This window comes from Paraburkholderia yinzeri, assembly GCF_046581065.1.
GTDB lineage: Bacteria > Pseudomonadota > Gammaproteobacteria > Burkholderiales > Burkholderiaceae > Paraburkholderia.
In genome coordinates, this window is sequence record NZ_JBFOCJ010000001.1 from 3,582,699 (window position 1) to 3,609,413 (window position 26,715).

The 26,715-nt window shown below is 61.8% G+C and carries 28 protein-coding genes and 1 pseudogene; 18 read left to right on the forward strand and 11 right to left on the reverse strand.

The window, feature by feature from the left end:
* The first annotated feature begins 129 nt into the window (after positions 1 to 129).
* On the forward strand, positions 130 to 981 hold the full coding sequence (locus WJ542_RS17025; protein ID WP_411190407.1) for a symmetrical bis(5'-nucleosyl)-tetraphosphatase: 852 nt from the start codon (positions 130 to 132) through the stop codon (positions 979 to 981).
* 7 nt (positions 982 to 988) lie between these two features.
* Here the strand turns inward: WJ542_RS17025 and WJ542_RS17030 are convergent, their stop codons facing one another.
* From WJ542_RS17030 to WJ542_RS17065, 8 genes are all read right to left on the reverse strand, one after another.
* Positions 989 to 1,765 (reverse strand): lysophospholipid acyltransferase family protein, encoded by a 777-nt coding sequence (locus WJ542_RS17030; protein WP_411190408.1) that lies wholly within the window; start codon positions 1,763 to 1,765, stop codon positions 989 to 991.
* An 83-nt stretch (positions 1,766 to 1,848) separates the two neighbouring features.
* Positions 1,849 to 3,126, reverse strand: coding sequence for a dihydroorotase (locus tag WJ542_RS17035; protein WP_411190409.1), 1,278 nt, complete (start codon positions 3,124 to 3,126; stop codon positions 1,849 to 1,851).
* 26 nt (positions 3,127 to 3,152) lie between these two features.
* Positions 3,153 to 4,184: an aspartate carbamoyltransferase catalytic subunit gene (locus WJ542_RS17040; protein WP_411190410.1), complete on the reverse strand. Its 1,032-nt coding sequence runs from the start codon at positions 4,182 to 4,184 to the stop codon at positions 3,153 to 3,155.
* An 87-nt stretch (positions 4,185 to 4,271) separates the two neighbouring features.
* Positions 4,272 to 4,802 carry a bifunctional pyr operon transcriptional regulator/uracil phosphoribosyltransferase PyrR gene (gene pyrR, locus WJ542_RS17045; protein ID WP_411190411.1) on the reverse strand — a complete coding sequence of 177 codons (531 nt, stop codon included), beginning with the start codon at positions 4,800 to 4,802 and terminating at the stop codon, positions 4,272 to 4,274.
* Positions 4,799 to 5,242, reverse strand: coding sequence for a Holliday junction resolvase RuvX (ruvX, locus tag WJ542_RS17050; RefSeq protein ID WP_411190412.1), 444 nt, complete (start codon positions 5,240 to 5,242; stop codon positions 4,799 to 4,801). The genes pyrR and ruvX overlap by 4 nt, the downstream gene beginning before the upstream one ends.
* Positions 5,239 to 5,817, reverse strand: a complete 579-nt coding sequence (locus WJ542_RS17055) for a YqgE/AlgH family protein (protein WP_411190413.1) — start codon at positions 5,815 to 5,817, stop codon at positions 5,239 to 5,241. Before WJ542_RS17055 ends, ruvX begins: the two co-directional genes overlap by 4 nt.
* Before the next feature lie 240 nt (positions 5,818 to 6,057).
* Complete coding sequence (locus tag WJ542_RS17060) at positions 6,058 to 7,566, reverse strand: hypothetical protein (protein WP_411190414.1); 1,509 nt, start codon at positions 7,564 to 7,566, stop codon at positions 6,058 to 6,060.
* Positions 7,567 to 7,699: 133 nt separating this feature from the next.
* Positions 7,700 to 7,870: a rubredoxin gene (locus tag WJ542_RS17065; RefSeq protein ID WP_008342674.1), complete on the reverse strand. Its 171-nt coding sequence runs from the start codon at positions 7,868 to 7,870 to the stop codon at positions 7,700 to 7,702.
* Between the two features lie 264 nt (positions 7,871 to 8,134).
* Here WJ542_RS17065 and WJ542_RS17070 point away from each other — a divergent pair, with 264 nt between their 5' ends.
* A complete protein-coding gene (locus tag WJ542_RS17070) occupies positions 8,135 to 9,010 on the forward strand; it encodes a hydroxymethylpyrimidine/phosphomethylpyrimidine kinase (RefSeq protein ID WP_411190415.1) in 876 nt (291 codons plus the stop codon).
* Between the two features lie 148 nt (positions 9,011 to 9,158).
* Here WJ542_RS17070 and groL read toward each other — a convergent pair whose 3' ends face one another.
* Both groL and groES read right to left on the reverse strand, forming a co-directional pair.
* Positions 9,159 to 10,799, reverse strand: coding sequence for a chaperonin GroEL (gene groL / locus WJ542_RS17075; protein ID WP_411190416.1), 1,641 nt, complete (start codon positions 10,797 to 10,799; stop codon positions 9,159 to 9,161).
* A 47-nt stretch (positions 10,800 to 10,846) separates the two neighbouring features.
* Complete coding sequence (gene groES, locus WJ542_RS17080; RefSeq protein ID WP_028202123.1) at positions 10,847 to 11,137, reverse strand: co-chaperone GroES; 291 nt, start codon at positions 11,135 to 11,137, stop codon at positions 10,847 to 10,849.
* Between the two features lie 764 nt (positions 11,138 to 11,901).
* Here groES and WJ542_RS17085 point away from each other — a divergent pair.
* The 10 genes and pseudogenes from WJ542_RS17085 (at position 11,902) to WJ542_RS17130 (ending at position 20,310) form a co-directional block, all read left to right on the forward strand.
* Positions 11,902 to 12,753: a TIGR04255 family protein gene (locus WJ542_RS17085; RefSeq protein ID WP_411190418.1), complete on the forward strand. Its 852-nt coding sequence runs from the start codon at positions 11,902 to 11,904 to the stop codon at positions 12,751 to 12,753.
* Entirely contained in the window at positions 12,750 to 13,406 is a 657-nt protein-coding gene (locus tag WJ542_RS17090) for a hypothetical protein (protein WP_411190419.1), read from the forward strand. The genes WJ542_RS17085 and WJ542_RS17090 overlap by 4 nt, the downstream gene beginning before the upstream one ends.
* 8 nt (positions 13,407 to 13,414) lie before the next feature.
* Positions 13,415 to 14,143: a hypothetical protein gene (locus tag WJ542_RS17095; RefSeq protein ID WP_411190420.1), complete on the forward strand. Its 729-nt coding sequence runs from the start codon at positions 13,415 to 13,417 to the stop codon at positions 14,141 to 14,143.
* 418 nt (positions 14,144 to 14,561) lie between these two features.
* Positions 14,562 to 14,984, forward strand: coding sequence for a helix-turn-helix domain-containing protein (locus WJ542_RS17100; protein WP_411190421.1), 423 nt, complete (start codon positions 14,562 to 14,564; stop codon positions 14,982 to 14,984).
* Positions 14,985 to 15,145: 161 nt separating this feature from the next.
* The gene (locus tag WJ542_RS17105) at positions 15,146 to 15,781 is read left to right on the forward strand and encodes a TnsA endonuclease N-terminal domain-containing protein (RefSeq protein WP_411190422.1); all 636 of its coding nucleotides are present in this window, start codon (positions 15,146 to 15,148) and stop codon (positions 15,779 to 15,781) included.
* Positions 15,759 to 17,732 carry a Mu transposase C-terminal domain-containing protein gene (locus WJ542_RS17110; RefSeq protein ID WP_411190423.1) on the forward strand — a complete coding sequence of 658 codons (1,974 nt, stop codon included), beginning with the start codon at positions 15,759 to 15,761 and terminating at the stop codon, positions 17,730 to 17,732. The genes WJ542_RS17105 and WJ542_RS17110 overlap by 23 nt, the downstream gene beginning before the upstream one ends.
* Positions 17,729 to 18,589 carry a TniB family NTP-binding protein gene (locus tag WJ542_RS17115; protein ID WP_411190424.1) on the forward strand — a complete coding sequence of 287 codons (861 nt, stop codon included), beginning with the start codon at positions 17,729 to 17,731 and terminating at the stop codon, positions 18,587 to 18,589. Before WJ542_RS17110 ends, WJ542_RS17115 begins: the two co-directional genes overlap by 4 nt.
* A 4-nt stretch (positions 18,590 to 18,593) precedes the next feature.
* Positions 18,594 to 18,989, forward strand: a pseudogene (locus tag WJ542_RS17120) (TniQ family protein); the annotation flags it as partial.
* Between the two features lie 153 nt (positions 18,990 to 19,142).
* A complete protein-coding gene (locus tag WJ542_RS17125) occupies positions 19,143 to 19,559 on the forward strand; it encodes a hypothetical protein (protein ID WP_411190604.1) in 417 nt (138 codons plus the stop codon).
* 88 nt (positions 19,560 to 19,647) lie between these two features.
* Entirely contained in the window at positions 19,648 to 20,310 is a 663-nt protein-coding gene (locus WJ542_RS17130) for a TniQ family protein (protein ID WP_411190596.1), read from the forward strand.
* A gap of 321 nt (positions 20,311 to 20,631) precedes the next feature.
* On the opposite strand, the gene WJ542_RS17135 is transcribed toward WJ542_RS17130, so the two are convergent.
* Entirely contained in the window at positions 20,632 to 22,065 is a 1,434-nt protein-coding gene (locus WJ542_RS17135; RefSeq protein WP_411190425.1) for a hypothetical protein, read from the reverse strand.
* A gap of 645 nt (positions 22,066 to 22,710) precedes the next feature.
* Here WJ542_RS17135 and WJ542_RS17140 point away from each other — a divergent pair.
* The 6 genes from WJ542_RS17140 to WJ542_RS17165 form a co-directional block, all read left to right on the forward strand.
* Positions 22,711 to 23,244 carry a DUF6431 domain-containing protein gene (locus WJ542_RS17140; RefSeq protein WP_411188275.1) on the forward strand — a complete coding sequence of 178 codons (534 nt, stop codon included), beginning with the start codon at positions 22,711 to 22,713 and terminating at the stop codon, positions 23,242 to 23,244.
* Positions 23,245 to 23,373: 129 nt separating this feature from the next.
* Complete coding sequence (locus tag WJ542_RS17145; protein ID WP_411188276.1) at positions 23,374 to 24,696, forward strand: DDE-type integrase/transposase/recombinase; 1,323 nt, start codon at positions 23,374 to 23,376, stop codon at positions 24,694 to 24,696.
* A gap of 3 nt (positions 24,697 to 24,699) precedes the next feature.
* A complete protein-coding gene (locus WJ542_RS17150; RefSeq protein ID WP_411188277.1) occupies positions 24,700 to 25,494 on the forward strand; it encodes an ExeA family protein in 795 nt (264 codons plus the stop codon).
* Positions 25,491 to 25,715, forward strand: coding sequence for a hypothetical protein (locus WJ542_RS17155; RefSeq protein WP_411188278.1), 225 nt, complete (start codon positions 25,491 to 25,493; stop codon positions 25,713 to 25,715). The genes WJ542_RS17150 and WJ542_RS17155 overlap by 4 nt, the downstream gene beginning before the upstream one ends.
* A gap of 64 nt (positions 25,716 to 25,779) precedes the next feature.
* Positions 25,780 to 26,190 (forward strand): P-loop NTPase family protein, encoded by a 411-nt coding sequence (locus WJ542_RS17160; protein WP_411190426.1) that lies wholly within the window; start codon positions 25,780 to 25,782, stop codon positions 26,188 to 26,190.
* Positions 26,191 to 26,492: 302 nt separating this feature from the next.
* The coding region (locus WJ542_RS17165; protein ID WP_411190427.1) for a hypothetical protein at positions 26,493 to 26,715 on the forward strand (223 nt) is incomplete at its 3' end.

Consider the following 26,715-nt stretch of genomic DNA (forward strand, 5'->3'; position numbering starts at 1 on the left):
AGCACGTTGCATACCTGGTTCGGCGGCTACGGATAGCCGCTTGCAGTCAGCGGGAGCGACACGGCTTTCATTTTCCTGTGTTACCGTCTGCGCTGATCAACGCAACAGACGCCACCGGTTTCCGCTTCGATGACCCAGCCTCAGCCGCACCCGGCCCCACTCGCTTTCGGCGACCTCCAGGGGTGCCGCGACTCGTTCCGCGAACTCCTTGCCAAAGCCGCTCCTTCACCCAGCACACCTCTGTGGTTTGCGGGCGACCTGATCAACCGCGGCCCCGATTCGCTCGCCACCCTGCGCGACGTCATCGCTCAAGGTGAACGCGCCACCGCCGTGCTCGGCAATCACGATCTGCACCTGCTCTCGGTATCGGCTGGCATTCGTAAATCGAAGAAAGGCGACACGATCGACGACATCCTGAACGCGCCGGACGCCGCCGATCTGCTCCACTGGGTACGCCACCGCCCGATCGCGCACTACGAGCACGGGATGCTGATGGTGCACGCGGGCGTACTGCCGCAATGGGACGTCGATCTCACGCTGGAGCTCGCCCACGATCTGGAGAAGGCACTGCAACGCGACAACTGGCAAGAGACGCTCGCTGGCCTCTACGGCAACGAGCCGAATCGCTGGTCGAAGGATCTGAAGGGCATCGACCGGCTGCGCATCACGTGCAGCGCGCTCACCCGCATGCGTTTCTGCAACGACGATGGCGCGATGGATTTCAGCGCGAGCGGCGGGATCGACTCCGCGCCAGCCGGCTATATGCCGTGGTTCGACGTGCCGGGGCGCAAGACGAGCAACGCCACCGTCGTGTTCGGTCACTGGGCCGCGCTCGGCCTCACGTTGCGCGACAACCTGATCGGACTCGACTCCGGCTGTGTCTGGGGCAACCAGCTTTCGGCAGTCCGCCTCGAAGCCGATCCCGCGCGCCGCACGCTCACCCAGGTCGAGTGCCCGGGCTGCCGTACCATCGACTCGTAACGCGCCCCTACGACACCCACTCCACCCCCTGCCGTCCGCCAGCGTCCGCCCGCCCCCGCAACTTCTCCAGCGCGGCCTCCACCGCCGCCTGCGCCTGCGCCGCCAGCTTGCGGCGGTCGCCTTCAGGCCGAATCGGCTCACCCACAAAAACGTGCGCGGTTAGCGGCGCAGCCTTCAGCATCGCGTCCAGCGCCTGCTTGAGCGACACGTCGTCGATATACGCCGGCGCCACCGACTGCTGCCCCCGCGCGTCCTCGTAGAGGATACAGATCGGCTGCACCGGCTGCCCGGCTTCCACCGCCGCCTGGAACAGGTTCGTGTGGAACGGCTTGACCGCGCGGCCATCCGTGGTCGTGCCCTCGGGAAACACGCACATCAGCTCGCCGCGCGTGAGGCGCTCGGCAAGCTCGTGCATGATGCGCTTCGCGTCGCTGCGCTTCTCGCGCTCGACGAACACGGTGTCGAGGTTCTTCGCGAACCAGCCGATCAGCGGCCAGTTGCGGACCTCGGCCTTGGAGACGAACGGCGTCGGTCGCCAGGCGTTGATCACGTAGATATCGATCCACGAAATGTGATTGCTGACGACGAGCGCGCCCGCGTCGAGCCGCGCCGCGTCGTTGTGCACGACGAGTTTCATGCCGCACAACGCGAGCATCTTGAGCGACCATGCGCGGTTCAAGGCATGACGCTCGTCGGCGCTGGCGCGCGGAAAGCGCAGCGCGACGGTCCACGCACCGTGCGCCAGGTGGGCCAGCAGTCGGGTCTTGCGTACGAGAAGACTCATGGTCAACAGACGAATACGATATCGATTGGTCTCAGCAGGTACCGTCGGGTACCTGCGTGCCGCGTGCGGCGGGCGCGCAGGCCTCAGTGGCGCTCGAAGCCGATGCGCCCCGCGACTATCGTCGCGCGCACCACGGCAGGCAGTTCGTAGCCAAGGAACGGCGTGTTGTGGCCCTGGCTCTTGAGCGCCCGCGGCTCGACACGCCAGTGCGCGCGCGCGTCGAACACACAGAGGTCCGCATTGTCGCCCACCGCGAGGCGTCCCGCGTCCACCTTCATCACGGCAGCCGGTGCCGACGTGACGCGCGCAAGCGCCTGCACGAGCGGCACGCCCGCCTCCTGCGCCCACTTCACGGTAAGCGAAAGCAGCAATTCGAGACCCGTCGCGCCCGGCGTCGCCTCGGCGAAGGGCAGCAGCTTTTCGTCGTCGTCCACGGGTGTGTGGACGGAGCAGATCGCGTCGATCGTGCCGTCCGCGAGGCCCGCACGGATCGCTTCGCGGTCGCGCTGCTGGCGCAGCGGCGGGTCGAGCCGGAACTGCGCGTCAAAATAGCCGATGTCCATGTCGATCAGATGCAGGTGGTTGGCGCCCACGTCGCACGTCACCGGCAAGCCTTCAGCCTTGGCGGCGCGCACGAGCTCGACGCCCGCCGCCGACGAGAGGTGCATCACGTGCACGCGCGCGCCCGTCACGCGCATCAACTCGAACAGCGTGAAGAGCGCGATGGTCTCGGCGCTCACCGGCACGCCCGAAAGACCGAGCCGCGACGCCAGCGCACCGCTCGCGGCCACGCCGCCCTTCGAAAGCCAGGCATCCTGCGGACGCAGCCAGACTGCGTAGCCGTACGTGCTCGCATACTGGAGCGCGCGCAGCAATGCCTGCGTGTCGGCGATCGGCCGGTCGGCCTGCGTGAAGCCGATGCAGCCGGCCTCGGACAACGAGACCATTTCGGTGATCACCTCGCCCTTCAAGCCCACTGTCAGCGCGCCGAGCGGATAGACGCGGGAGCGCTCGAGCTTGCCGACGCGGAAATTGAGCATCTCGATCAAGCCCGCTTCGTCGAGCACGGGATCGGTATCCGGCGGGCAAACGAGGCTCGTCACGCCGCCTGCCAGCGCCGCGGCCATTTCCGATTCGAGCGTCGCCTTGTGCTCGTAGCCCGGTTCGCGCAGCCGCGCGCACAAATCGACGAGGCCGGGAGCGATGTGCAGTCCGCGCGCGTCGAGGGTTCTTTCGGCCTGGAAGCCGGCGGGCGCCGCGCCCAATGCGGCGATCTTCCCCGCCGCGATATAGACGTCCTGCTGCTGTTCGGTGCCGGAGGCGGGATCGATCAGCGTGCCGCCTTGAATGTGGATCTTCATGCGCTGCCCTTGTTGTTCTCGCCGTCTTACTCGTTGTTGCCTGCCACGATGCCCATCACGGCCATGCGGACCGCAATGCCGAAGCTCACCTGATCGAGGATCACTGACTGCGGGCCGTCCGCCACCGGCGAGTCGATCTCGACGCCGCGGTTCATCGGCCCCGGGTGCATCACGATCGCATCGGGGGCGGCAAGCGCGAGGCGCTCGGGCGTGAGCCCCCAGCTCTTGAAGTACTCCTGCGCAGAGGGCAGCAGCGCACCGCTCATGCGCTCGTTCTGCAGGCGCAGCATGATGATGACGTCGACGTCCTTCAGCCCTTCGTCCAGGTTATGGAACACGCGCGCGCCCATCTGCTCGAGGCCGCCCGGCAGCAGCGTGCGCGGCCCGATGGCGCGCACTTCGGGCACGCCGAGCGTCGTGAGCGCGTGGATGTCCGAGCGCGCGACGCGTGAATGCAGGATGTCGCCGACAATCGCCACGCGCAGATTCGTGAAGTCGCGCTTGTAGTGGCGGATCGTGTACATGTCGAGGAGGCCCTGCGTCGGGTGCGCGTGGCGTCCGTCGCCGGCGTTGATGACGTGCACGTGCGGCGCGCAGTGTTCGGCGATCAGATACGGCGCGCCGCTCGAAGCATGGCGCACGACGAACATGTCGGCATGCATGGCCGAGAGGTTGCCGATCGTGTCGAGCAGCGACTCGCCCTTGCTCGTCGACGAGGCGGCGATGTTCAGGTTCAGCACGTCGGCCGAGAGCCGCTTCGCCGCGATTTCGAAGGTCGTGCGCGTGCGCGTGGAGTTCTCGAAGAACAGGTTGAACACGGACTTGCCGCGCAGGAGCGGCACCTTCTTCACCTCTCGGTCGGTGACGCTCACGAACTGCGCGGCCGTGTCGAGAATATGCGTGACGATCGAGCGCGGCAGGCCTTCGATCGACAGCAGGTGCTTGAGCTCGCCGTTCTTCGTGAGCTGCGGATTGCCCTTCAGGAAGCCGTAACGAAAGCGTCCGCTTTCGGCGGCATCGGCGCGGGCGGCCTGGTCCGGGGTGGGCTGGGTGTTCATCGTAGGGGTCCTCTGGATGCAGGGCCGGGTTCGGACGAAAGATGCGCTTAGGGTGCCTTCGCGAGGCCGCCTGAAACGCTAAAAAAATCAGGCGACGCCTTGCGGCTCGATGGAAAAGGCGAAACGGCCATCGTCGCCGCGTTCGAGCACAAGGGTCGAGCCGGCAGGCAGGTCCGCGCTGCCGCCCGCGAAGCGCGCGGCCACCGGCAACTCGCGGCCGCCGCGATCGGCAAGCACGGCGAGTTCCACCGAGGCGGGACGGCCGTAGTCGTACAGTTCGTTGAGCGCCGCGCGGACGGTGCGGCCCGTATGCAGCACGTCGTCCACCAGCACGATGCGACGCCCTTCCACGTCGAACGGCAGCGAGGTTGGCTCTGCCTGGCTGTGCAAACCTTTTTTCGCGTAGTCGTCGCGATGCAGCGCGACGTTGACGACGCCCCAGCCGCTTGCGCCCAGGTCCTGTGCCAGCCGCCCGGCAATCCACGCGCCGCCGCTGTGGATGCCCGCGAGAGCAACGCCGTCGGGCCCACCGAAGGCATCCGGGGGATACGCGGCGCGGATCTGGTCGAGGACGGCGCGATATAGCGCCTCGGCGTCTAGCGTGTCGCGGGTAGTCATGGCGTGGAGGCGGAACGTTCGTCGAGGTATTGCTGGAGGATCACGCAGGCGGCTTCGGCATCGAGCTCGTCAAGGCCGTCACCGCGTTCGCGCAGGCGCGCCTCGGCATCGACCGAGGAGTAGCGCTCGTCCACCCACACAACGGGCAGGTTGAAGCGGCCATTGAGCTGGTTGCCGAAGCGTTTGGCCTGCTGCGTCATGGCGTGCGGCGCACCGTCCGGATGCGACGGCAAGCCGACCACGAGCAGATCGGGTTGCCACTCGCGCAGGAGCGCGCCTACGGCTTCGAAACGGTAGTCGCGGTTGCGGTTCTGGATCACGGTAAGCGGGCGGGCGCTCTGCGTGAGCGCGTTGCCGAGCGCCACACCGATGCGCTTTTCGCCGTAGTCGAACGCAAGCAGGGTCGCCTCCGCGGCACCCCGCCCGGCGGCCACGCTCATGCGTGACCCGCCTCGCCCGAGAGCATTGTCGACGAAATGCCGAGCAGCGCGAGGGCCGCTTCGAAACGCTCTTCGGCAGGCACGTCGAAGACGATCTTCGGATCGGCCTCGACGGTGAGCCAGCCGTTCCGCGAGATTTCGTCTTCGAGCTGGCCCGCGCCCCAGCCGGCGTGGCCGAGCGTGAGCAGGAAACGTTCGGGACCCTTGCCGTTCGCGACGGCTTCGAGCACGTCCTTGGACGTGGTCATTTCGAGGCCGCCCGGCACCGACATCGACGACGTGTAGTTCGTGCCCTCTTCGGGCGCGTGCAGCACGAAACCGCGCTCGGTCTGCACGGGGCCGCCGAAATAGACGGGCACGTGCAGCAGCGGTTCGATTTCGAGCTTGAGGTCGATGCGCGAGAAAAGCGCCTGCAGATCGATGTCGGTAGGACGATTGATAACGAGGCCAAGCGCGCCGCGCTCGGAATGATCGCAAAGGTAGACCACCGTTCCTGAAAACGTGGGATCCGCCATGTTGGGCATGGCGATCAGGAACTGGTTGGTCAGATTGATGCGATCGTTACTCTTGGACATGGTTTGAATTCTAGCAAAGACGATGCGAAATGGCGGACAGCCGCCGGCGCACTCAAAGTGGCTTGGCGCGGCCCTGCGCGCCGTGGCGCCAGGTGGCCACGCCCCTTTTTTTGTTGCAGCGCGTTTCGCTCACTCTAACATGCGGACCTCTTGCGTCCGCCCCGGCGATAGCCGAATCCGCACCGGGTGGCACCGGGTGGCATCAGGCAGCGATCGGGTCCGATATCCCGTCCAGGACAGCTAGTGCGGAAGAGGATCGGCCTCGCCCGCGGTGCCTGCCTGGCGTGACGGCGCAGCCGCAATCGCCTCGCCCAGCGCGCGCACCGCGCTCGTCGCGTCGGGCTGCGGCACCCCCGCTGCGATCTTGTGCAGCATAGCGCGCAGCGCTTCGCTCGCATGCTCGATGGCAGCGGCGTCCGGCGCCGCGACAGGACTCGCGGCTCGCTCGGCCTCACCCGCCTCTTGCGGCACCGCGTGCGCGGTGCGCCGCCACGCGAGGCCCAGCGCGTCCGCGAGCAAACCCACATGACCCAGCCCGAGCGCCCACGCTGCCGCGCCGAGGCGGTAGGCCGCCTCGGCCGCGAGCAGCGCCTGCGCGGCATCGCGCGGCGCACGCCTTGCGTGCGTACGCGCGTGCCCCTCCAGCTCGACCATCGAGGCATCGGCGGTCTGCAGGAAATCGTCGTACGCATTGGCGTTCACCGCGAGCGCGCCCAGCTGACGCGTGGGGGCAACGTGCGATGCCACGGCGTCGGCCTGCGCCGCCCCCACCTCCCAGAGCGCCTCGGAAGCCTGCGTGCCCGCCACGTGCCAATCCACTGTCACGCCGTAGTCATGCAGCAGTTCCACGTCGGCGGTATCTTCCGCGGCTGCGCCGAAGAGCGCGTAGTCGCGCCATAACAGCGCGAGCGTCGCCCGCACGAGCGATTGCGGCGCAACGCGCAGACCATGCGCGTGATCGCCCAGCAGCAGATTGCAGCGGGCGTAGAAACGCCGTGCCTCGTCGTCGCCCCAGACGGACGCGCCGCGGCGCAGCGCATGGGCACAGGCCAGCGCGAGGCGCCAGTAGTCGTAGGGGTCGGAGCTTGCGAGCTCGGCGAAACAGGTATTCATTTCGTCGAAGGCCGCACTCGCCCACGCGGCCGCGGCACGGTTGCCGCTGGCAAGCCGCGTCTTGAGCGCGGGCAATAGCGCCGCCTCGTAGCGGGCGCGCAGTTGGGCCAGCTTGTGGGCCGGTTGCGCGCGCAGCGTGGCAGCCGCAACCGGCCGGCCGAACAGCGCCACGTCCTCGTAATGCAGCGAGACGCCGGGCGTATGCTCGGCAAGCACGCCGAAGAGCGCATGTTGCTGCGCATACAGCGCGGGCGAGCAGCTCAACTCGCGCAGGTTGTGGCGTTCGAGCGCCGCCAGCAGATTCGCGGCCGCGTCCCGGAAGAGCAGGTGCACACCGGCGTCGGTATCGTCGTCGGGTGCGGGGCGTGGCAGTTGGCCGGGCGGGGTCACCACGCGCGCCGGCGCCACCATCGCGAGCGGCGAAGCGAGCAGCAAGGTATCGGCGAAGCGTGCCGCCGCGAGCCAGCCCGCGTCGCGCAGCGTACGCGCGGCGCGGCGCAGCGGCGTGGCCACGTCGCCGTGCGCGTCGAGCGCGGCGAGCACTTCGGCAAGCGCCGTCTGGGCGAGCGGCACCCGGCCGCCACGAGGATTGGGCAGCGCTTCGAAATGAGCGACGAACGTTGAACGAAGACTCATGAGCGAACGCCGAAATCGGTTGTGAACCTCGCGGTCGTAAACCTCGCGATTGCGAACCTGGCCCACGACCGTCGTGGGCGGGCGGACTGGGCACGAAACATGCCGCAGCCGCCCCCGACGCGCGGAAAGCGCGTCAGATCTGGACCATCTCGAAGTCTTCCTTGCGCGCGCCGCACTCGGGACAGGTCCAGTTGATCGGGACGTCCTCCCAGCGCGTGCCGGGGGCAATGCCCTCGTCCGGCAAACCGGCTTCTTCGTCGTAGATCCAGCCGCAGATCAGGCACATCCAGCTTCTATATTCCATTCTTATGCCGCGTCGAAAGGTCGAAAAATCGGTCAGAAAACAAGAGCCATGATGGTACCGTGTTGCCGATTGTGTGCCTAGCAACCGTGCCTCGGAATCGTCGTGTGTCAGGGGCGCGCTTTACGATGAGGCGTCGGAGCGGCGTGCCGCTACGCAAAAATCCCCGCTCCGCCCATGCCATCCGTCCCCAGACGTGCGGATAAGCCGCATAATTGGAGCGTCGGCGCGACTCGCGCCACGTGTAACTGCACACTCGCCACCTCCATGCCCAGCGACACCCCTCCCATCGTCCTTACTTTCGGCCTTTCCGATCCGACCGGCGGCGGCGGCCTGCAAGCCGACCTGCTCACGCTCGCCAGCATGGGCTGCCACGGCGTCAGCGTGCTCACCGGCTACACGGTACGCGACTCGGCGGGCTGCGACGAGGTGACCGGCCTCGACCCCGAAGTCGTCGCGACCCAGGCGCGCATGCTGCTGGAAGACATGCCGGTGGCCGCCTTCAAGGTAGGCGCGGCAACGCGCGCCGAAGTCGTGAGCGCGATCGCCGAAGTCGTGGCCGACTACGACGACATCCCGCTCATCCTCACGCCCGACTTCACGCTCGACGACGAGCACGTGCTGGCCGCCGACGAACTGCGCGAGACGATTGCCGATCTGCTCGCGCCGCAAACCACGCTCCTGATCGCCGACGCCGCGACGCTGCTTGCGCTGGCCCAGCCCGACAGCGACGCGGAAGCGCCCAGCCTCGACGCCGCGATCGCCCACCTGCTCTCGACCGGATGCGAGTACATCCTTGCGATGGAGACCGGCACGCATCGCCTCGTCAACACGCTCTACTGCGAGGACGGCCAGTTGCGCCAGGATCTGTGGGACCGCCCCGCGCAACCGCTGATGGGCCTTAACGATACGCTTGGCGCCGCCATCGCGGCGCTGCTCGCCAACGGCCAGGAACCGCCCGAAGCGGTGCGCGAGGCGCAGGAGTATCTCTATCAGGCCGCGCAGAGCGCGTTCAGGCCCGGGATGGGCGCGTGGATTCCGGACCGGTTCTTCTGGGCGCGGAGCAACGACAGCGAAGACGGCGAGAAGCCGTCGGGCGATGTGGGAGAGGCGCCACCGCCGGCTGGCGAGGCTCAGCACTGATTGGAACGTTGCGCCGCCGGTCCGCGGTCGGTAGCGCAAAATTCAGGCGTAAAAAAACCCGCATCTCTGCGGGTTTTTTGTCTGGGCAGGAAACACGCCTCGCAGCGTGTTTCCCTGCACTTCGATGTAATCGCGGCGCGAGCCGTTCTTACATGTCCATGCCCATGCCGCCCATGCCGCCGGGCATGCCGCCAGGCATCGGAGCATCTTCCTTCGGCACTTCTGCGACAGCGGCGTCCGTCGTCAGGAGCAGGCCTGCGACCGAAGCTGCGTTTTGCAGCGCGGTGCGCGTGACCTTCGTCGGGTCGACCACGCCGGCTTCCACCAGGTCGCCGTACTCGCCGGTCGCTGCGTTGTAGCCGTAGTTGCCGCTGCCAGCCGCAACCGCTGCCACGACGACCGAAGCTTCTTCGCCGCCGTTCGTGACGATCTGGCGCAGCGGCTCTTCCATGGCGCGCAGGACGATCTTGATACCGGCATCCTGGTCTGCGTTGGCGCCCTTCACGCTGGCGATTGCCGTGCGTGCGCGGATCAGCGCAACGCCGCCGCCGGGGACGATGCCTTCTTCAACGGCAGCGCGGGTGGCGTGCAGCGCGTCTTCCACGCGTGCCTTCTTTTCCTTCATTTCGACTTCGGTCGCAGCGCCAACCTTGATCACTGCCACGCCGCCTGCCAGCTTGGCAACGCGCTCTTGCAGCTTTTCACGGTCGTAGTCCGACGTCGCTTCTTCGATCTGCGTGCGGATTTGCTTGACGCGCGCTTCGATGTTCGCGGCCACGCCTGCGCCGTCGATGATCGTCGTGTTTTCCTTGCCCACTTCGATGCGCTTCGCTTGACCGAGTTCGTTCAGCGTTGCCTTTTCGAGCGTCAGGCCAGTTTCTTCAGCGATGACCTGGCCGCCGGTCAGGATCGCGATGTCTTCCAGCATGGCCTTGCGACGGTCGCCGAAGCCCGGAGCCTTGACGGCGACGGTCTTCAGGATGCCACGGATGTTGTTGACGACCAGCGTTGCCAGAGCTTCGCCTTCGACGTCTTCGGCGATGATCAGCAGCGGACGGCCAGCCTTCGCGACTTGTTCCAGAACCGGCAGCAGATCGCGGATGTTCGAGATCTTCTTGTCGAACAGCAGGACGAACGGGCTTTCCAGCACGGCGACTTGCTTGTCCGGGTTGTTGATGAAGTACGGCGAGAGGTAGCCGCGGTCGAACTGCATACCTTCGACCACTTCCAGCTCGTCTTGCAGCGACTTGCCGTCTTCGACGGTGATGACGCCTTCCTTGCCGACCTTGTCCATCGCTTCAGCGATACGGTCGCCGATCGACGAATCGCTATTCGCCGAGATCGAGCCGACTTGCGCGATTTCCTTGTTGGTCGTGCAGGGCTTGCTGATCTTGCGCAGTTCTTCGATTGCTGCGGCGACGGCCTTGTCGATGCCGCGCTTCAGGTCCATCGGGTTCATGCCCGATGCGACGTACTTCATGCCTTCGCGGACGATCGACTGGGCCAGAACCGTAGCCGTCGTCGTGCCGTCGCCGGCGTTGTCGCTGGTCTTGGAAGCCACTTCCTTGACCATTTGCGCGCCCATGTTCTGGAGCTTGTCCTTGAGCTCGATTTCCTTCGCGACCGAGACACCGTCCTTGGTGACCGTCGGGCCGCCGAACGAGCGCTCGAGGACCACGTTGCGGCCCTTCGGACCCAGCGTGACCTTCACAGCGTTGGCGAGAATGTTCACGCCTTCAACCATCTTGGAACGGGCGGAATCGCCGAACACGACGTCTTTAGCTGCCATCTTTTAACTCCTTGAATTCTGGGAAATTTCTCGGCGCGGCGATGAACTTACTTGTTCACCACGGCCATGATGTCTTCTTCGCGCATCACCAGCAGTTCGTTGCCGTCGACCTTGACGGTCTGGCCAGCGTACTTGCCGAACAGGACGCGATCGCCAACCTTCACGTCGAGCGCGATCAGGGCGCCCTTGTCGTCGCGCTTGCCCGGGCCGATGGCCAGGACTTCACCTTGATCCGGCTTTTCTGCCGCTGCGTCCGGGATCACGATGCCCGAAGCGGTCTTGGTTTCTTGATCCAGGCGCTTGACGATCACGCGATCATGCAAAGGACGAAGGTTCATGGATGGATCCTCTCTTGATTAGGACTTGAAGACAGTCAAGAACACCTGACTGGCGAGCGGGCCAGCCAGAGAATTGTTAGCACTCTCGTGCAGTGAGTGCTAATTATATGGACGAGGAGTGACAAATTCAAGAACGGGGGCGGATGGTCTTGGTATTGTCGAGATTCACTCAACCTGGAACTTTGTTCACTTAAGCTGGAACTCAACACCAAGAGGCAGCCCACGCAGAACTCCATTTCCCCCGAAAAAACAATGCCTTAACCCCCACACTTGCTATGGTGGGCGGTCAGCGTCCAAGAGGACGCACGTCGTTTTCCCAATGGACAAGACCGCCATGCACGCCAGGTAAGGCGGACGTCCCTGGGGGAAATCCCGATCTCTACCCAGAAAGTCCGACCCAAATATCTAGGAGGGAGGACTGGAGCCCAGCTTCCGCCTCTGGCATGGCAGAGATGCCCCAACGGCCGGCCGCGTACCGGCGCAGCAACGAACAGGCCACCCTGACCTCCGCATCCGCGCGCGGAAGGCCGTCACGGAGTAGCAGTCGGCAGGCGTGCTTCCGCGTACTTTTTGTTCCGCCGCACCGTAAGCAGGTTGTTTTCTGTCGCGATGGAGGCAATTTGCTCCAGATATGAATCCTGCGCCGAACAACCTTCGTGGAAGCCCCCAATCCCGTCCGTACAACCCCGAACAGCGTCGCTCCCGGCCTATGGTAAAGTCGATTCATACCATTCCGGTATCGATTCTCAAAACTAGCTGCAATCGTGACCAAACCTAGCTTCCAGCCCGTCGGCGGTGCACATGCCATTGAAATGATGGCGATCGGAATTGAGTGGGCAACTCCGCTCACTGAGACGCAACTCGGAGATCTGCAGAAGGTCTACGACAGCGCGCCCGAGATTCGCGACTTTCTTCCTAGTCATGCCCCGCTCCAAGGTTTTTCAATACAGCATGTCGCACAGTTCGATGCTGCGAAGCAACAGCCCCAGATAATTTCGCCGCCGCAGTTTGTGACACAAATTTCCGGCTTCGATATGAGTCAACTTGACTCGGCTGGAAAGGTTTCGTGGGTGACGTCGGTTCGCCCCCCGGTCTTATCCTGCACCTGCAGCGTCTACGACCGTTGGAAGAACGTCAAACCGAAGTCCCTCTCTATCCTGCAGCCGTTTATCGACGTGGTACTGAGCGCCGGTGTAAAAATCCGCGCCATTGGCTTGCAATATCAGGATGCTTTCCGTCTGCCAGATGGAATCTCTCAAGAGGTCTCCAAGGAACTTTTCCGTCAGGACGGACTTTGGCTTCCACGCCACGTATTTAACGAACCATCGTATTGGCACTGCCATCAGGGCTGGTTCTCAAAGGGTCCAACCGAACGTCGGATTCTGAACAACGTAACGACTGACATTTCTGACGTAAATGGCGCTTGCTTCGCCCGTCTCGGCGGCCAACATCGCGTCTTCTCTACGTCGTTTGACGCGAAAGACCCAATCGATATACAGGGATCTGACATTGACGAAATGCTTGACTTTCTGCATGAGCAAAACAAGCAGGTAATCAATGGCATCCTGAGTGATGTTGCACTTGAATCCATCGGTTGTTCTGTGGGGGACGCATGAGTGTCAATTTCGATCTACCAGACCCTGCCGGCTATTTCTACGGGACGCCGACAACTAGCTTGCTCCGTAGCGATCAAACGTCGACGAGCCAAACATCCGTTTTAGTTGTGAGCGAATATTTCGTCTCGCGCCTGCAGCCGACCGCAGAGTCATATGTCAACTATTTTCAGTCGCCACTTCAAGAGATCCAGATTCGACTGAATCAATGGCTCGCTGACTTAGGAAGCCAGACTCAACTGCAGTGCGAAGATTCAGCACTCTATGTCGCACCTGTAGCCAGGATTTCGCCTGAATTCTTCGACGGGTACAAGCCTTTCTTCAGGGCCATCGTTTTGTATCGCGCACATTTAGCAAATTCGGATGACGAAGATACGACGCCACCATCGGAGGCACAGATGAGCGCTGCCTACTTGGGGCTCGCAAACCTCATGCTTGCACTTGTGCCTGCGCCGTCCCCGATGCTGTTGGAGAACGGAACAATTGGAGGCTACTGGCGCCGCGGCAGGAGCTACGCAAGCATTGACTTCGAAGTTGATGGAGAGCACACCTGGGTCGAAACCGATGGGGAAGAACTAAGGTCTGGCACGTGGAAATCGCCAGAGGGGCCAATGCCATTAGCGTTGTTCAATGAATTAATCGCACTTGCGTCGTGAGTCTGCCGATGAGTTTTTACGATCTCGACACGTCGCCAGACACGACACGCGCAGAAAAATTAGTTGCCAAAGATGCGGATGGAAGCAAGCAGCACGAAAAAGTGTCTGAGCATGCCCCTAGTCACGTTGACGATGCAGAGCTTCTAGCACGGAGTCTAGAGTTCCCGTCTAAGTTTCTTGATGGAGGGGGATTGAATGACTCCCTATTCCAAGATGCGTACACTCATGGCGCGTCAGCGCAACGCCTACCAGAAGGTTGGGTAACGCACGAGGTATGCGTTCATAAACGGTTCGAGAACCGAGCGATAGCGCGCCGCGCGGGATCAGACGGAAAGCGGGCGAAACCCGATTTCACCTACATCGGGTCATTCCATATGACCGCAAGGGAATTGCGTGACACCCAATTGCCCGCTGAGCAGGTGAAACGAGTGCGAGTATATGATGCCGGTACTGATCCTGCGGATCCACTTCACGCCGAGATTATTGCGGACGCCACTGGTCTAGAAAAACTGCAGCGACACGAATTGCGGGTTCAACTGATGAATTTGGCGCAAAAGCGTGGCTTATACGTCTCTCCGTTTCTTAATGAAGAAGGGATGCGCAGGGCTACAAGCAGTCAGTGTGCGCTAGTGCAACCTTCAGAGCAAACTTTGACGACCGATGAGCAGGCAATAGTGAACGTTGCAAAAGCAAGTTCAGCTACCGCCTTACCCTCTTCTGGCGACATTGCCGCTTGATCCAAGTATGAAGTTCTAGCGCGGTAAAAGGAGGCGCGGGCGCTGCCTCGTCACTTGCGGAGGCTACCGACACGCCGACCGCCGTGCTCGCACTGTCCGATTGCTTATTCGCTGCGCTCAGCCCTCGGCTTGCCTGCGAACCTTCACATTCCGACGACGGCAGAATGACTAGGCTGCCGCGCTTGCCGGCGCGTCGGCAAACTAATACCAGAACGCAATCGCCGCACGCCCAAAGTGCATAACACCTTGTAACGCGCCTCACAGAATTAAACGACCTAACCAAATCGCAAATTTGCAATTTGCAAAGAAAATCCTCATTTTGATCTCAGCACAAGAATCAAAGAGAAATACATCTTGATAGGAAGAAAATATTTACCTACTCTACCAGCAGATTTCTGCACCCGAGCGAATAAACGATATGACACCGTTCTCGGTCGTACTCCGGACTCTGCGGGCTCGATTTGAACTTGGACAGGGACAGTTTGCAGAACGCCTTGGTTATCGCCAAGCGTACATATCGGCGCTCGAATGTGGCACAAAGCTACCAAAGGATCAGTCGCTAGTGCCAAAGATAGCGAGGTTACTAAATCTGGCACCTGATGAAGAAGCTAACCTTCAGCATGCCTTTGCTATCTCTCGCCGCTTTGACTTCCCACCTGCCGGAGCTCCGGTAGATTCCTACGCACTATGTGCCCAGCTATTCGAGATGCTTCCCATACTATCGCATGGGGACATCCGCTTCATCCGCGGTGTGCTTGACGGTGTTCGACAAGGAAAGGCACACAATTCTGCGTCAAAGCTGAATCGCGGCCCGGCAACCGCACAGGAGATGCCGATGTAGAAATAAAAACGCCGCCTAGCCCCTGAGGACGAGACGGCGTCGCGCGCATCTACAGATACACGCCCTAGCAAGCTCAGTATCGGTGCCGTTCGCGACCATGTCAAGTCCTCTTCAAGCTCTTCCCACGTCGGAAGCGGATATCTTTCGCTTGGAGAAAGACCATGCCTGGTGTCAGAAAGGTGGTCACGCGCTCGCCCTATCGACGCGTCGGCCTCGTCGCATGTCCCTGGTTTCAACCCACCGCCATCGAGTACGAGAGCCTGCTCGAGCGAGATTTCCTTCGTCTGGCCGTCCTCGATCTAGAAAATTCCGCCATATCCGCGCAGCCGTTTACCATGGACCTCGGAGAATTCGGCAACTACACGCCGGATTTCCTGCTAGACCAAAAGCACGGCAAAACCGTCGTCGAGGTAAAGCCGAGCGTACACGCAGCTAATCCCAAACACAGCGCGCGCCTCGAATACGCGGGTCTCGTCCTTGCTGACAAGGGCTATCGATTCCTGGTGGCGACGGAACAATACATCCACGCCGATAAACGTCACGAACGAGCTGGAATCCTGCTCCGCCACGCCCGCAGCCGCCTGCCTACTGGAATAACCATCGGCGTACTGGCAATTGCATTTCGCCATCGCAAAGGTATCGCGATCGACGAGTTATCTCGCGCTGCGGAAGTCCCCATATCAACGGTTCTTCACCTCATAGGCCGGCGGCAACTACGCGTAAGCCCATCGCTACATTTTGATGATGCCCAATTTGTATATCCGATCGGGGGCGATGATGGCTGTCTACATACTTGAACGAGGGCTCGTCCTGCGGTGCGGCAACGCTCAATGGCGGGTGCAGCGAGTCGTGGATGATCGGCATGTTCAACTCGAGCACGCCGAAACCGGCAAGATCCGCACCGAGACAATCGCGCGCCTTACCGCCGACATTACAGTCGGCAAATTCGAAGTCATACGCGACGCTGACGCACTCGGTGGTAAGGGCACGCTGGCCACCGAGCGCAACCTTGTCTGCGTGGCGTCGATCCCTGAACGCTATCAGCACGCGTATGCACGCGCAAATGACTACCTGCGTTATATGCGCCGCCGTGGAATCTCAAAGGGCCAGCGCTCGCGCATCACCGAAGCGATTGAGCACTTCGCCACGTCGATCCGGGACAATCAACCGCCCAGCACATCAACGGTCATGCGTTGGATGCGCTTGTTTGAGAGTAACGCCGGCAACCCGAGCTGCCTTGTCTCTGGGCACGTGCGCCGCAGACGACGGGAACGCATACCTCCCGCAGTTCGAAATGTAATCGAGAAGGTGCTTGCCCGATATTACTTTAGAAAAAGTGGATCGTCTCTGCGCCAAGTACACGATCGCGTCATTCAAGCGCTCAACGAGGAAGCCAAGGCAGGCCGAATGCCCCTCGGGGTTGCCAATGTAAGCTCATCGACCGTGCGTCGCATCGCGTACGAAGTGCCTCCATTTGATCGAGATCGCCTACGCCTCGGAACAGCCGAGGCTCGACATAAATGGCGATCGTCGAAGCCTGGGATCTACGCGACGCGCCCGCTCGAGCGCGTCGAAATGGACCACACGCTGCTCGACATCTGGGTGATCGATGATCGCTGGGGTATTCCCTTGGGACGGCCAACAATCACGTTTCTGGTTTGCGGCTACAGCAGCTATATCCTGGGCTTCTACATTTCGTTCGAAGGCGAAACGCTCGCCCGGATCTTGCAGAGCATAAAAATAGCAGTCCAGCCGAAAGATGCGATCACCACCGCTGCAAAGCTATCGAATCGATGGCACGCGATGGGGCTGTGGGAAACACTCGTTGTCGACAACGCCCTGTCGGTCCATTCAGACCGACTACGCCTCATCATGAACGAGTTGTGTTCCGATCTCGAGTATTGCCCCGTTCGTATGCCGTGGTTCAAACCGACGGTCGAGCGCAGCTTGGGAGAATTGACACGCCAGCTACCTGCGCACGGGCGGCCGCAAAAACCCGGGCGCCAGCCGGATCCGATTGATCCCGGCGTGACAGCGTGCATCACGTTTTCTGATCTGTGTCACGGCATATTGCAATGGGTGGTTGACGTCCATCCCTTCGAAATCAATCAGCGGAAGATGAGTCGTCCGGTTGATCTTTTTCTGGAGGGCCTGAATGCTTGCCCGGCGCCCGCTTTCGTCGACAACTATTCGAGCCTCGATGTCCTGGCAGGCCCGCGTAAAACGGTTGCCGTTCGGCATGACGGCATCGTCCACGAATGGCTGACCTATACCGGCGACGAGCTCGCGCAGATGCGGCGCGAAATGGGCACAAATTTTCGAGCGACAATGACCTACAACCCTTACGACCTCGGCTCGATCTTCGTACAACATCCCCACACTGGGGCATGGGTATCGGTGCAGGCAAAAGACCAGGAATATGCGACCGGCCTTTCCTCGACACAGCATCGACTAATTCGCGCCGCAGCGAAGCAGAGGCTGACGCTTGCAAATGCACCCGACCTGCTGCGCAAAGCCAGGCTCGAATTGCAAGATGGCTGGCTAGCAGCGTTTGCTTCGGGCAAGCGCATCAAGCGTGCACCCCGCGATTTCTCCCTGTTTCAGCAGGTCAGTGCCGTGTCGATCGCACCGGCATCGTCACCACATCGACGGCCTCCGCCACCTGAGAAGTTCGCCTCCGACGAGGAAACCATCGAACTGAAAAGACCCATTCCTTCGTTCGAAACGTTTTTGGAGGATGCGAAATGATCTACAGTGAACAAGCACTTGTGGTCGGCTCTCGCATTGCCGGTATTCGCGTCCATCACACGAGATTTAAGGAGGCTCTGGAGGGCATCGGTCGCGTTGTGCAGTTAGGCAACCACTTTCGTCATCCGGTCGGAGTCAGCATCATTGCACCCGCGGGCTCCGGCAAGACTCTTTTGATCGATTCCGTGCGAAGTAACATCTGCGAATGGACATTTCTGACACCCAACAGCGTGATCGTTGCTTCGCTTAAGGAGGCCCCAACTGTCAGCCAGATCCAGGAGGATCTGTTAGCAAATTTCAACTACGCCATACCGCCACGATCAAGGCCGAGGACCAATGCCGCATTGTTCAATGTCCTTGTCGACGCGATCGAACAGCACAATATCCGGCTGATCGCTCTAGACGAATTCCAGCACGTGTTTCTCGCCCGTAAGGTAGAGGTTCATGCAGCAATCATTGACTGGACCAAGCGGCTGATGTCTCGAACGGGGTGCCCGATTTTGCTATCGGGAACCGAAACGCTGAGATCGATAGAAAGGGCAGACCCACAACTCTCCACTCGAATACCGACAGTCATCACCCTCCCTGCCTTCGACAATGACGAGGACTGGCGAGGCATCCTCCAGGCGTTCGCATCCGCGGTGCCGGACATCGATCTATCGTCGCTGCGCACCGATTACGCCACCGCCATCTTCAAAGCCACCAAAGGCACCATGCGCTTGCTGAAATCCCTCATTATCGAGTCCTCGATGATCGCGATTGACAAGAGCGAGCGGGAGGTGACCCGGAGCCACTTGAGCTTGGCATTCCGTCGCGTGTTCGGCACTGACACTAGTTCGGCGAACCCGTTCGAGTAATGTGATGTTCGTCGAGGCAACCGTTCCATACCCGCGGCAAGACGAAATTGATGCCGATGAGGACGGCGTCGGCTTCGCTTTGCGGATGGCGACGCTCAATGGAATTACGTTCAACGAGCTCGCCCGGCGGCTGGCCTCGCCGGGCCATTTATACCTTCCCGCCAATTCCTCCGGCGCCATTGCGCTCATGTTCGGCTGCACGCCAGTGCGACTTCGCAGTGCCTTTGTCACTCGATACTTTCGCGGCGAGGCGCATGGAGCCCGCTTCCTTGGGCACGACTTTCTTCGCCCATACCATCTCCGGCAAACCCGGCCTCAGTTGTGCCCTGCTTGTATCCGGCAGCATGCGCGAACCCTTGCCGCATGGTCGGTCTGTCTCGTTACGGCATGCCCGACACACAAGTTGCGTCTGCTAGATCGGTGCATTTGCGGGCGCCCCGTTAGCTGGAGGCGTCCTTCGATCGACATCTGCGAGTGCGGCCGCCTTCTGACCGATGCGGATCAACCCGTCCAGCGCGGCGACCCGCGAGAACTAGCGGTCAGCAGTCAGATCATGTACCTCCTCGGCGTGGCTCATTTTCGCCTGCATCCGTTGGACGAAGCACTCAGCATGTTCGATGGCCTGTCGGTCGATACATTTGCGCGGCTACTTTGGATATTCGGTGCGGTCGACAGCAATGTGGGCCCTCGCGAATCACATGCAGCGAATCGATTGTTGTCTACGAATGAAGCCTCTGCACTTTGCTGTCGTGCTTACGACCAACTAATTCGAGTCATCGAGTCAAAAAGACACGCGACTGGTGCTGCCATACATCGCGCCGCGCTGGAAGCGCTCCGACTTGATTGCGGATCTCTTGCGGACGTTCAACTCGTCGAATCCATATGCTCTCGGCTGATTGGCAAACGCGTCTGCGACCGTAACCGCTCGCCGCGTCGCAACGAACGGCAGTTACTTCTATTCGACGAGTAAGATGAGTAAGAGGCCACCCAGCATCCTGCTCGCGCCCCTGCCATTCGACGACGAGTCCCCCGCTTCATGGATAATCCGCACCTGTCAGATGCACGCGGTCACATATCACGAGTTGCTCGGATACCTCGGGATACCCCGGCGCCGCGATCCCGATGTTCAGTTGCCAATCGATCATCTTTGCCGTATTGGAAGCAACACGCGCGTTGCTGAGAAACGCCTGCGTTCGCTTGGGAGCGTATTCAAGAGCGTCCGCGATTTTCCACGCGTGAAGACGCTCCTGAACTTTGACATCCACGGCGAGCCGAGCTATCGAGTATGCGCGTTATGCCTAGCGGACGATGAGGTCCCATATCTACGAATTCAATGGCGATTCAAGGACTGGAAGTATTGCCCCGTCCATCGCAATGCGCTCATGGAGCGCTGTCCGGAATGTGGCGTTTCTATCATCAGCACCAAGGTCAGTCTCGGCCACTCTCCCAACGGAGACCTATTGGACATATCACACTGCTACCTTTGCGGACACTCAAGAGCTCATAGTGGTGCAGCCTGCCCTTGTGCAACCATTGATGATCGAGAACTGGCAGTCCAGAATTTCCTGGTATCTGCAGTGTTGCACGGGCACTTCTTCATCGAAGGGTTCGCCAAGCGGTTCGACCTCGACTTCCTCCTATGGCTACGAGGAAATTATCAGTGGGATGGCCCGCGGGTTGCGCCGACAAACTCTGCAACGGCAGATGCCCGTGCGATATAGATCGCCGGTTGCTTTGCATCAGTAATGCAGAGTATATGACTGAGCATGGTCAGCCATCCGGAGAACCGACCGTTGCAGCCAGCCGCCTCCCCCTCAAGCCGCATGTATGCGACTGGCTCGAATAGCCGTTGCTGGACAGCCAGGACCGGCACTTCGCGACCCTTAGCCGCCGCTCGCACTTGTCCGACTGCAACGGCCGTTTCTGGAGTGCTGCCGCCACATCCGCACTTCGCCGAGCACTTACTTCCACAGTGCGCTCGAAGACCACACTCTGACCCAGCGTGTGGCTGACATCGGTTTCGACAGCGAATTCACCGACGCTTAACCGATGGTCGGCGGCGCTTGACGCAAAGGCCGATATTCGTGGTTGGGCGAGGCGTAGTCGATGTACTGATCAGCCGCGTTCGTCATCCGTAGCAATAGGCGCTGGAACAGCCCCCTCAGCAGCTTCATGTCCCGGATCGCAGCCACCTCCTGACCCTGCGGGATCGGCGTGCCATGGGCGGCTTTGTTCCGTCGGCGCCACGCGGCGTCCTCGTCATCGCCCAGCTCAAGGTTCAAGGCGGCCATCACGTCTTTCAGCCGCTGACGCTGATCAATGCCATTGAAGGTAGGCAGCTTATTCTTCAAGGCCATCTTCGCCTCAAGGCAGATGTTGCCGCCGTCGATGACGTCGCTGAGTGCAGTCTTGAGGATCTTCCATTCGTCTCGGGTGGCCCAGCCCTCTCGCACCTTTCCGGGGTTGGCTTTGGTGTAGGCACTCTGCAAGCCCTCGATCGCCGCGCCGAAGTGAGCGGGCGCGATGTGCGGAGTGGCGGCGCAGGCATGCCAGAAGGCCCAGTGCAGGTTCGCAAGATCTAGGGAGTCGAACGCCGTCACAAATGCCTGGATCGCCTGTGTCAGTTGTGGGGCGCCAAGCTCATTCAGGAAGCGGTCGCCGAGCGGCGCGAGCTGGAGAGTTTCAATGTCGAAGGCATGGCGGCGCAGGCTGTAGGCGCTCCGTGCGAGCGTGGACACGACGTTCCATTCGGCATCGTAGTGGGTTGTGCCGAGATCGACCAAGTACACGCCCATCGCGAAAGAAAGGCCTGTGCGGACCTTCTTTCGAAACTCGTCGTCTGGGGCGCCATCGTAGACGATGCACCCCGGCTTGATGGCGCCGGGGCGGTCTTCTCTGTCGAGCGCGCAAACGTAGAAGGTCGCGCCATCCACCGTCACCTTGGCAGAGTTCCACGAGGTGCTGGAACGGTCGGTATCGCTCGCGATAGTGATGCCGTCGTTCAGAGAAATTCTTCGAGTGGTGATGGTTCTGGTAACCACGCCGGAAGCCGCTGGCCAAACGTATGGGCTCGTGGGCAGGTTTTCGAGCCAGTCGATGACGTATGCCGCGGGCGCCCCGGACGGGTTGTTTGTCTTGGCGACATCGACCCGAGCCAGCTCCTTGAGGGGCTGCTCGGTCACACCGAGGGTCTGGCGATTCTGACTGTAGGGCATCAGCCCAAAGAATTCCCCTTCGAGACCACCCACGCTCCGGAGGAGCGCCCGCTCGTTCGTCAAACGAACCGTGCCTGGCGGCAGATTGATCGCCGCCGACGTCGCATTGGGGGCGGCCTCAGTCTCCAAGATAAGGTTCAGCTTTTCGTCCCGGCGGATCGAAAAGCTACGAATTGGCTGATGGAGTGGGCCGGGATCGGTGATCTCGAATAAGCCCTTGTTCAGGATTCGAAGGCATTCCTCGGTCAGGTCGCGCATCATCAGAAGAGCCGCCAGATATCAGTTATCGGCCGAAATAGCTTCATGGGCTGATCGGGCAATGCGAGGAGACTCTCCCGCTCATAGAAGCGACGAGCGCCCTCATCTTTCGCGTCGACGATAACAGCGAACGACGCAATTTCACTCCGTGCGGCGCGGTGGAGCGCATCCGGTGGCAAGAACCGGCCATATACTTCCAATTTAAACTTGGCTCAATTCATGAACACCGCCCCATATCGTCGTATCAACGTCGTCGGTGCTCCTGGATCAGGGTCCACGACACTGGGTCGTGCGCTATCGGTCCAGCTTGGCTTCGGCTTTGCGGATGCTGACAGCTTTTATTGGAAGCCGACCGTTCCACCGTTCAAAGAGAAATACGATCCCGAGGTGCGGCTGAAGATGCTTCTAGCCGAACTCACCTCATCGCATGCATCCATAGTCTCTGGCTCAGTGTGCGGCTGGGGCAGCTGTTACGGCTCGGGCTATTTGAGTTTGGGCGGGGGGTATTTGTCTCGCGTTCGTCCAGGGCGATTTCCTGAATTTCAGCGTGAGCATCGTGCGATGCGGTGGACATGAGATAGGCCGGTACTCCTCTGTTATCGTGAGACGGCTCTCACACCAGCCCACGAACGCAGAACAGCCCGGCCTATGCTTCGGATCGTACATTCCTTTCTCACGCTCGAACAGCATCTTCGCTCCATCGTCACCACGCCCCAGTCCTATCATCCCGGCCGCTGCCCGCACTGCGGCCGCACGTGCCTGTGGGCGCACGGCTTCTATGAACGCAAGGCCGACCGAAGCGTCACCGGCGCGCTCAATCCGGTGCCCGTGCCACGCTATTGCTGTGCCGCCTGCCGACGTACCTGTTCGCGCCTGCCGCTGTGCATCTGCCCGCTGCGCTGGTACGGCTGGGCGTTGCAGCAACTCGTGCTCTGCCTGATCCTCTCTGGCCTGTCGCTGCGCCGCATCGCAGCCCTGGTCGGCATCGATCGCCACACCGTGCGCCGCTGGTGGCGATGGCTCATGCGCTGCAGTGAGGACTTTGCCTTCGCCCTGCGAAGCCGCTTGCCCGAACTGGGCCGCGCAGCCGACACGGCGACCTTCTGGCGCCCCTGCTTCGCGCTCATGTCGCTGTCGCGTGCGATGGCCTGGCTTGATCTGGATGGCCTCGATGTCCCGTGATCGGCTGAACGCAATTCCACACGAGACGCACTGCCGGACGCGGTAACGGGCAACCCACAGGGTCTGCCCACTGCCGCCTGCACGGCATCAGGCGTTTCATGAGGTCTCTTCCACTTCAACGGAGACTTCATGAACGACATCGACCCCGTGGCGCTGTTCCGGCTGTCCGTGCTCGGCCCCATCGTGAGCCGCGAGCGACTCGAACGCGGCGAGCTGCTACAGCTGTTGCGTCAGCTCGCCCTCAAGGAGTACGCGATCCCGGGCTCGCGCCGGCGTCACATCAGCGAGCGCACGTTGCAGACGTGGTACTACGCCTGGCGACGCGAAGGCATCGCAGGGCTCGCCATCCGGCCGCGCACCGACACGGGTCGCTCGAAGCTGCCCGAGGTCGTGCAGGCTGCGGTGCTCGCCGCCAAACGCGAGAACCCCAGCCGCTCGGTGCGCCAGATCCGGCTGTTGCTGGAGGCCACCGGCATCGTGGCGCGCGGCACACTCTCACGCTGCGCCGTGCACCGCCTGCTCAAGTCTCACGACCTCTCGCGTATCGCCAGCCCTACAGTCGTTGCCCAGGAGAAGCGCAGCTTCGTGGCCGAGTACGCTGGCTCCATCTGGTACGGTGACGTCATGCACGGCCCGACGTTCTCGTTTGGCGGGGCGCGCCGCAAGACCTATCTCGTCTCGCTCATGGACGATGCCTCGCGCCTCGTTGCACACAGCGCCTTCTGTCTGTCCGAGACGGCCCTCGAGATCGAGGGCGTGCTCAAGCAGGCGCTCTTGCGTCGCGGAATTCCAAAGATGCTCGTCGTCGATAACGGCGCGGCCTATCGCGCCGCGAGCCTGCAGACCATCTGCGCAGACCTGGGCGTGCGTCTCGTGCATTGCCAGCCTTACCAGCCCACAAGCAAGGGCAAGCTCGAACGCTGGCACCGTACCGTACGCGAGCAGTTCCTCTCCGAACTGGACACCACACACATCCGCGAGCTGACTGACCTGAACGCGCGGCTGTGGGCGTGGCTCGAACAGGTCTACCACTGCGAGCCACACAGCGCGCTGGGCGAGAACGTGACGCCGCTCTCGCGCTACCGGCAGGACCTGCCGCGCATCCGCGCGCTCGGCTCGCTTGCCCCCAGGCTCGATGAGCTGTTCCTGCACCGCGTCGAGCGACGCGTGCGCCGCGACGGCACCGTCTCGTACGAAGGCGCCGTCTTCGAGGTGCCCTATGAACTCAGCGGCCACTACGTCGTGCTCGTCGTCGATCCGCACGCCGGTACGGTCGTGCGTGTCCAGAGCAGGCAGGGCGCTCCACTGGGCGCGGCCACCGCGCTTGATGCGCTGGCCAACAGCCGGCGCCGGCGCAGCAGGACGCCCGCCGTTGCCGCGACTGCAGCGCCCGCTGCCACAGCCAACCTCATCGAACTCGTCCATCAACATCATTACCGTCGCGAGGACTGACACATGTACCGCCAACACTTCGGCCTGCGTTGCGCGCCGCTGGACACCGACGGCACCGATCTGTGGGACGATGGCGCGCTCGCGCGCCTGTCCGAACGCTTCCAGTGGCTGCTCGACAGCCCCGGCATCGGCCTGCTCACCGGGGAGCCCGGCGTGGGCAAGACCGCCATGCTGCGCCACCTCACGCGCAACCTCAATCCGCACCGCTACCAGACCATCTATCTGTCCGAGACCGAGTTCGGGCGCATCGACCTGTACCGCTCGCTGGCCCGCGAACTCGGGCTCGAACCCAGCTACCGGCGCGCGGACCTGTGGCGCGACATCAAGCAGCGCATCACCGAGCTGGCCAACGGCAAGCAGGTCCTGCCGGTGTGGATCATCGATGAGGCGCAGAACCTGCCGCCGGAGTTCTTCCGCGACTTCCCCTCGTTCCTGAACTTCGCCTTCGACGCCCGCAGTCTCATCACCGTGTGGCTTGCCGGCCATCCGGAGCTGGCCCCGATGCTCGAGCGCAACGCTTACGCCGCGCTCTACAGCCGCATCCAGACCCGCGTGCAACTGCAGCCCGTCACCGAGCACGCCCGCTTCGCACAGCTCATCGCCCACGCGCTCAAGGCCGCCGGCTGCAACCACACGCTGATCTCCGAAACCGGGCTCGAACTGCTGCGCCAGGCTTCGCGCGGATTGCCGCGCAATGCCGGGCGTATCCTGCGCACCGCCATGCAGCTGGCTGTGCCCAAAGGGCTGAACCATCTGCCCGACGAGCTGTTGCAGCAGGCGATTGGGGAAATGCGATGAGCCGCCGCCCTCAGCAGCCAGGTCAGTCACGCACACCGTCCACGCGTATCGGGCCACGACCGCCGCCGCTACCCGCGCTCACCGACGAGGCGGCGGCCCAGATCCAGCAACTGTTGTGCGACTGGCTGCTGTGGTTCAGCAGCGCATACGCAGAGCAGATCCAGCGCAGCAGGCAACCATGGTCCGCCCCGGTGCGGCATCACATCGACGATCCGTTCTGAGCGACGGCCCCGGGCGAGCATCCCGGGGCCGTTGCTCTTGCAGCGCGCGACAACATTGCGCCGGGTGTCGATCTACGTCTCGCGTTCGACTGCGGTTCATTCATTCTCGCTGAGCGCGAGACATCCGCCACTGTCTCAACGCCAAATATCTCGCACTACAGAATACCGTTTAGATCGCGACGGAACAGGCAGCGAACTGGAGGATGCTTTCGATCTGGTTATCTTCCTCTCACTGCCAACAGATCTACGACTCCAGAGGATAGAGGCGCGGGAGATATCCTTGTTCGGCTGCGCCGATCCAGCATTCATGGCTTGGTCCGCTCAGTATGAACAGGGACAATTACCAGGCCGCAGCCGGGCGCGGCACGAAGCGTGGCTGAAAAGTCGTCGGTGCCGTGTCTTGCGATTCGAGCAAGATCAGGCCATCGAAGATCGGGTGCAGGAAATCATCGAGTTGATTTCACCCGCCGTCTGATTTTCCGCTATTGTCAACGATTCGTGGTGCAGCGTCGAATGGCCGAAAGTGGCCGAACTCGGTCCGATGCGCCCACTACGCAGGCTGGCTGAGAGGGGCATTCAGAAAGTTCAAAGTTGAGTGAACGAACGCCCAGATAGTTCAAACTTAAGCGAAACACCGGTTCAAAGTTTGCCTGAGCAGCACGACCGGAAAGCCTTATCCTAGCTACATGAACAGTTCCAGGTTAAGTGAATCTCGACAGGTATCGCGTGACGGGCGCGCCTGGCGCTGGGCGTTGTCCCCCTCCCGGCTGCCGTACGATGGCGGCAATCACCATTATTTTTCAATTAAAACAACGATTTATAGAAAATAACCGCAACTTCGAGCATTTGGATGATGAAAGCTTCACGCTATCGCCCGACGCAAAACCGGCCCAGCGCATTGCGACACCGGGAACCCAGGGAAATCCCCGATCGCTGGGTAAGTATCTGGCAGATCGGCAAGCTAGATCTGCCGCGCCATTCCCGGCCTCTTGCAGCCACA

Bases quoted from the DNA above. Each gene is read 5' to 3' on its own strand.
- WJ542_RS17025 (WP_411190407.1), top strand. From the start codon at position 130: ATGACCCAGCCTCAGCCGCACCCGGCCCCACTCGCTTTCGGCGACCTC.
- WJ542_RS17030 (WP_411190408.1), bottom strand. From the start codon at position 1,765: ATGAGTCTTCTCGTACGCAAGACCCGACTGCTGGCCCACCTGGCGCAC.
- WJ542_RS17035 (WP_411190409.1), bottom strand. From the start codon at position 3,126: ATGAAGATCCACATTCAAGGCGGCACGCTGATCGATCCCGCCTCCGGC.
- WJ542_RS17040 (WP_411190410.1), bottom strand. From the start codon at position 4,184: ATGAACACCCAGCCCACCCCGGACCAGGCCGCCCGCGCCGATGCCGCC.
- pyrR (WP_411190411.1), bottom strand. From the start codon at position 4,802: ATGACTACCCGCGACACGCTAGACGCCGAGGCGCTATATCGCGCCGTC.
- ruvX (WP_411190412.1), bottom strand. From the start codon at position 5,242: ATGAGCGTGGCCGCCGGGCGGGGTGCCGCGGAGGCGACCCTGCTTGCG.
- WJ542_RS17055 (WP_411190413.1), bottom strand. From the start codon at position 5,817: ATGTCCAAGAGTAACGATCGCATCAATCTGACCAACCAGTTCCTGATC.
- WJ542_RS17060 (WP_411190414.1), bottom strand. From the start codon at position 7,566: ATGAGTCTTCGTTCAACGTTCGTCGCTCATTTCGAAGCGCTGCCCAAT.
- WJ542_RS17065 (WP_008342674.1), bottom strand. From the start codon at position 7,870: ATGGAATATAGAAGCTGGATGTGCCTGATCTGCGGCTGGATCTACGAC.
- WJ542_RS17070 (WP_411190415.1), top strand. From the start codon at position 8,135: ATGCCCAGCGACACCCCTCCCATCGTCCTTACTTTCGGCCTTTCCGAT.
- groL (WP_411190416.1), bottom strand. From the start codon at position 10,799: ATGGCAGCTAAAGACGTCGTGTTCGGCGATTCCGCCCGTTCCAAGATG.
- groES (WP_028202123.1), bottom strand. From the start codon at position 11,137: ATGAACCTTCGTCCTTTGCATGATCGCGTGATCGTCAAGCGCCTGGAT.
- WJ542_RS17090 (WP_411190419.1), top strand. From the start codon at position 12,750: ATGAGTGTCAATTTCGATCTACCAGACCCTGCCGGCTATTTCTACGGG.
- WJ542_RS17095 (WP_411190420.1), top strand. From the start codon at position 13,415: ATGAGTTTTTACGATCTCGACACGTCGCCAGACACGACACGCGCAGAA.
- WJ542_RS17100 (WP_411190421.1), top strand. From the start codon at position 14,562: ATGACACCGTTCTCGGTCGTACTCCGGACTCTGCGGGCTCGATTTGAA.
- WJ542_RS17105 (WP_411190422.1), top strand. From the start codon at position 15,146: ATGCCTGGTGTCAGAAAGGTGGTCACGCGCTCGCCCTATCGACGCGTC.
- WJ542_RS17110 (WP_411190423.1), top strand. From the start codon at position 15,759: ATGATGGCTGTCTACATACTTGAACGAGGGCTCGTCCTGCGGTGCGGC.
- WJ542_RS17115 (WP_411190424.1), top strand. From the start codon at position 17,729: ATGATCTACAGTGAACAAGCACTTGTGGTCGGCTCTCGCATTGCCGGT.
- WJ542_RS17125 (WP_411190604.1), top strand. From the start codon at position 19,143: ATGTACCTCCTCGGCGTGGCTCATTTTCGCCTGCATCCGTTGGACGAA.
- WJ542_RS17130 (WP_411190596.1), top strand. From the start codon at position 19,648: ATGCACGCGGTCACATATCACGAGTTGCTCGGATACCTCGGGATACCC.
- WJ542_RS17135 (WP_411190425.1), bottom strand. From the start codon at position 22,065: ATGATGCGCGACCTGACCGAGGAATGCCTTCGAATCCTGAACAAGGGC.
- WJ542_RS17140 (WP_411188275.1), top strand. From the start codon at position 22,711: ATGCTTCGGATCGTACATTCCTTTCTCACGCTCGAACAGCATCTTCGC.
- WJ542_RS17145 (WP_411188276.1), top strand. From the start codon at position 23,374: ATGAACGACATCGACCCCGTGGCGCTGTTCCGGCTGTCCGTGCTCGGC.
- WJ542_RS17150 (WP_411188277.1), top strand. From the start codon at position 24,700: ATGTACCGCCAACACTTCGGCCTGCGTTGCGCGCCGCTGGACACCGAC.
- WJ542_RS17155 (WP_411188278.1), top strand. From the start codon at position 25,491: ATGAGCCGCCGCCCTCAGCAGCCAGGTCAGTCACGCACACCGTCCACG.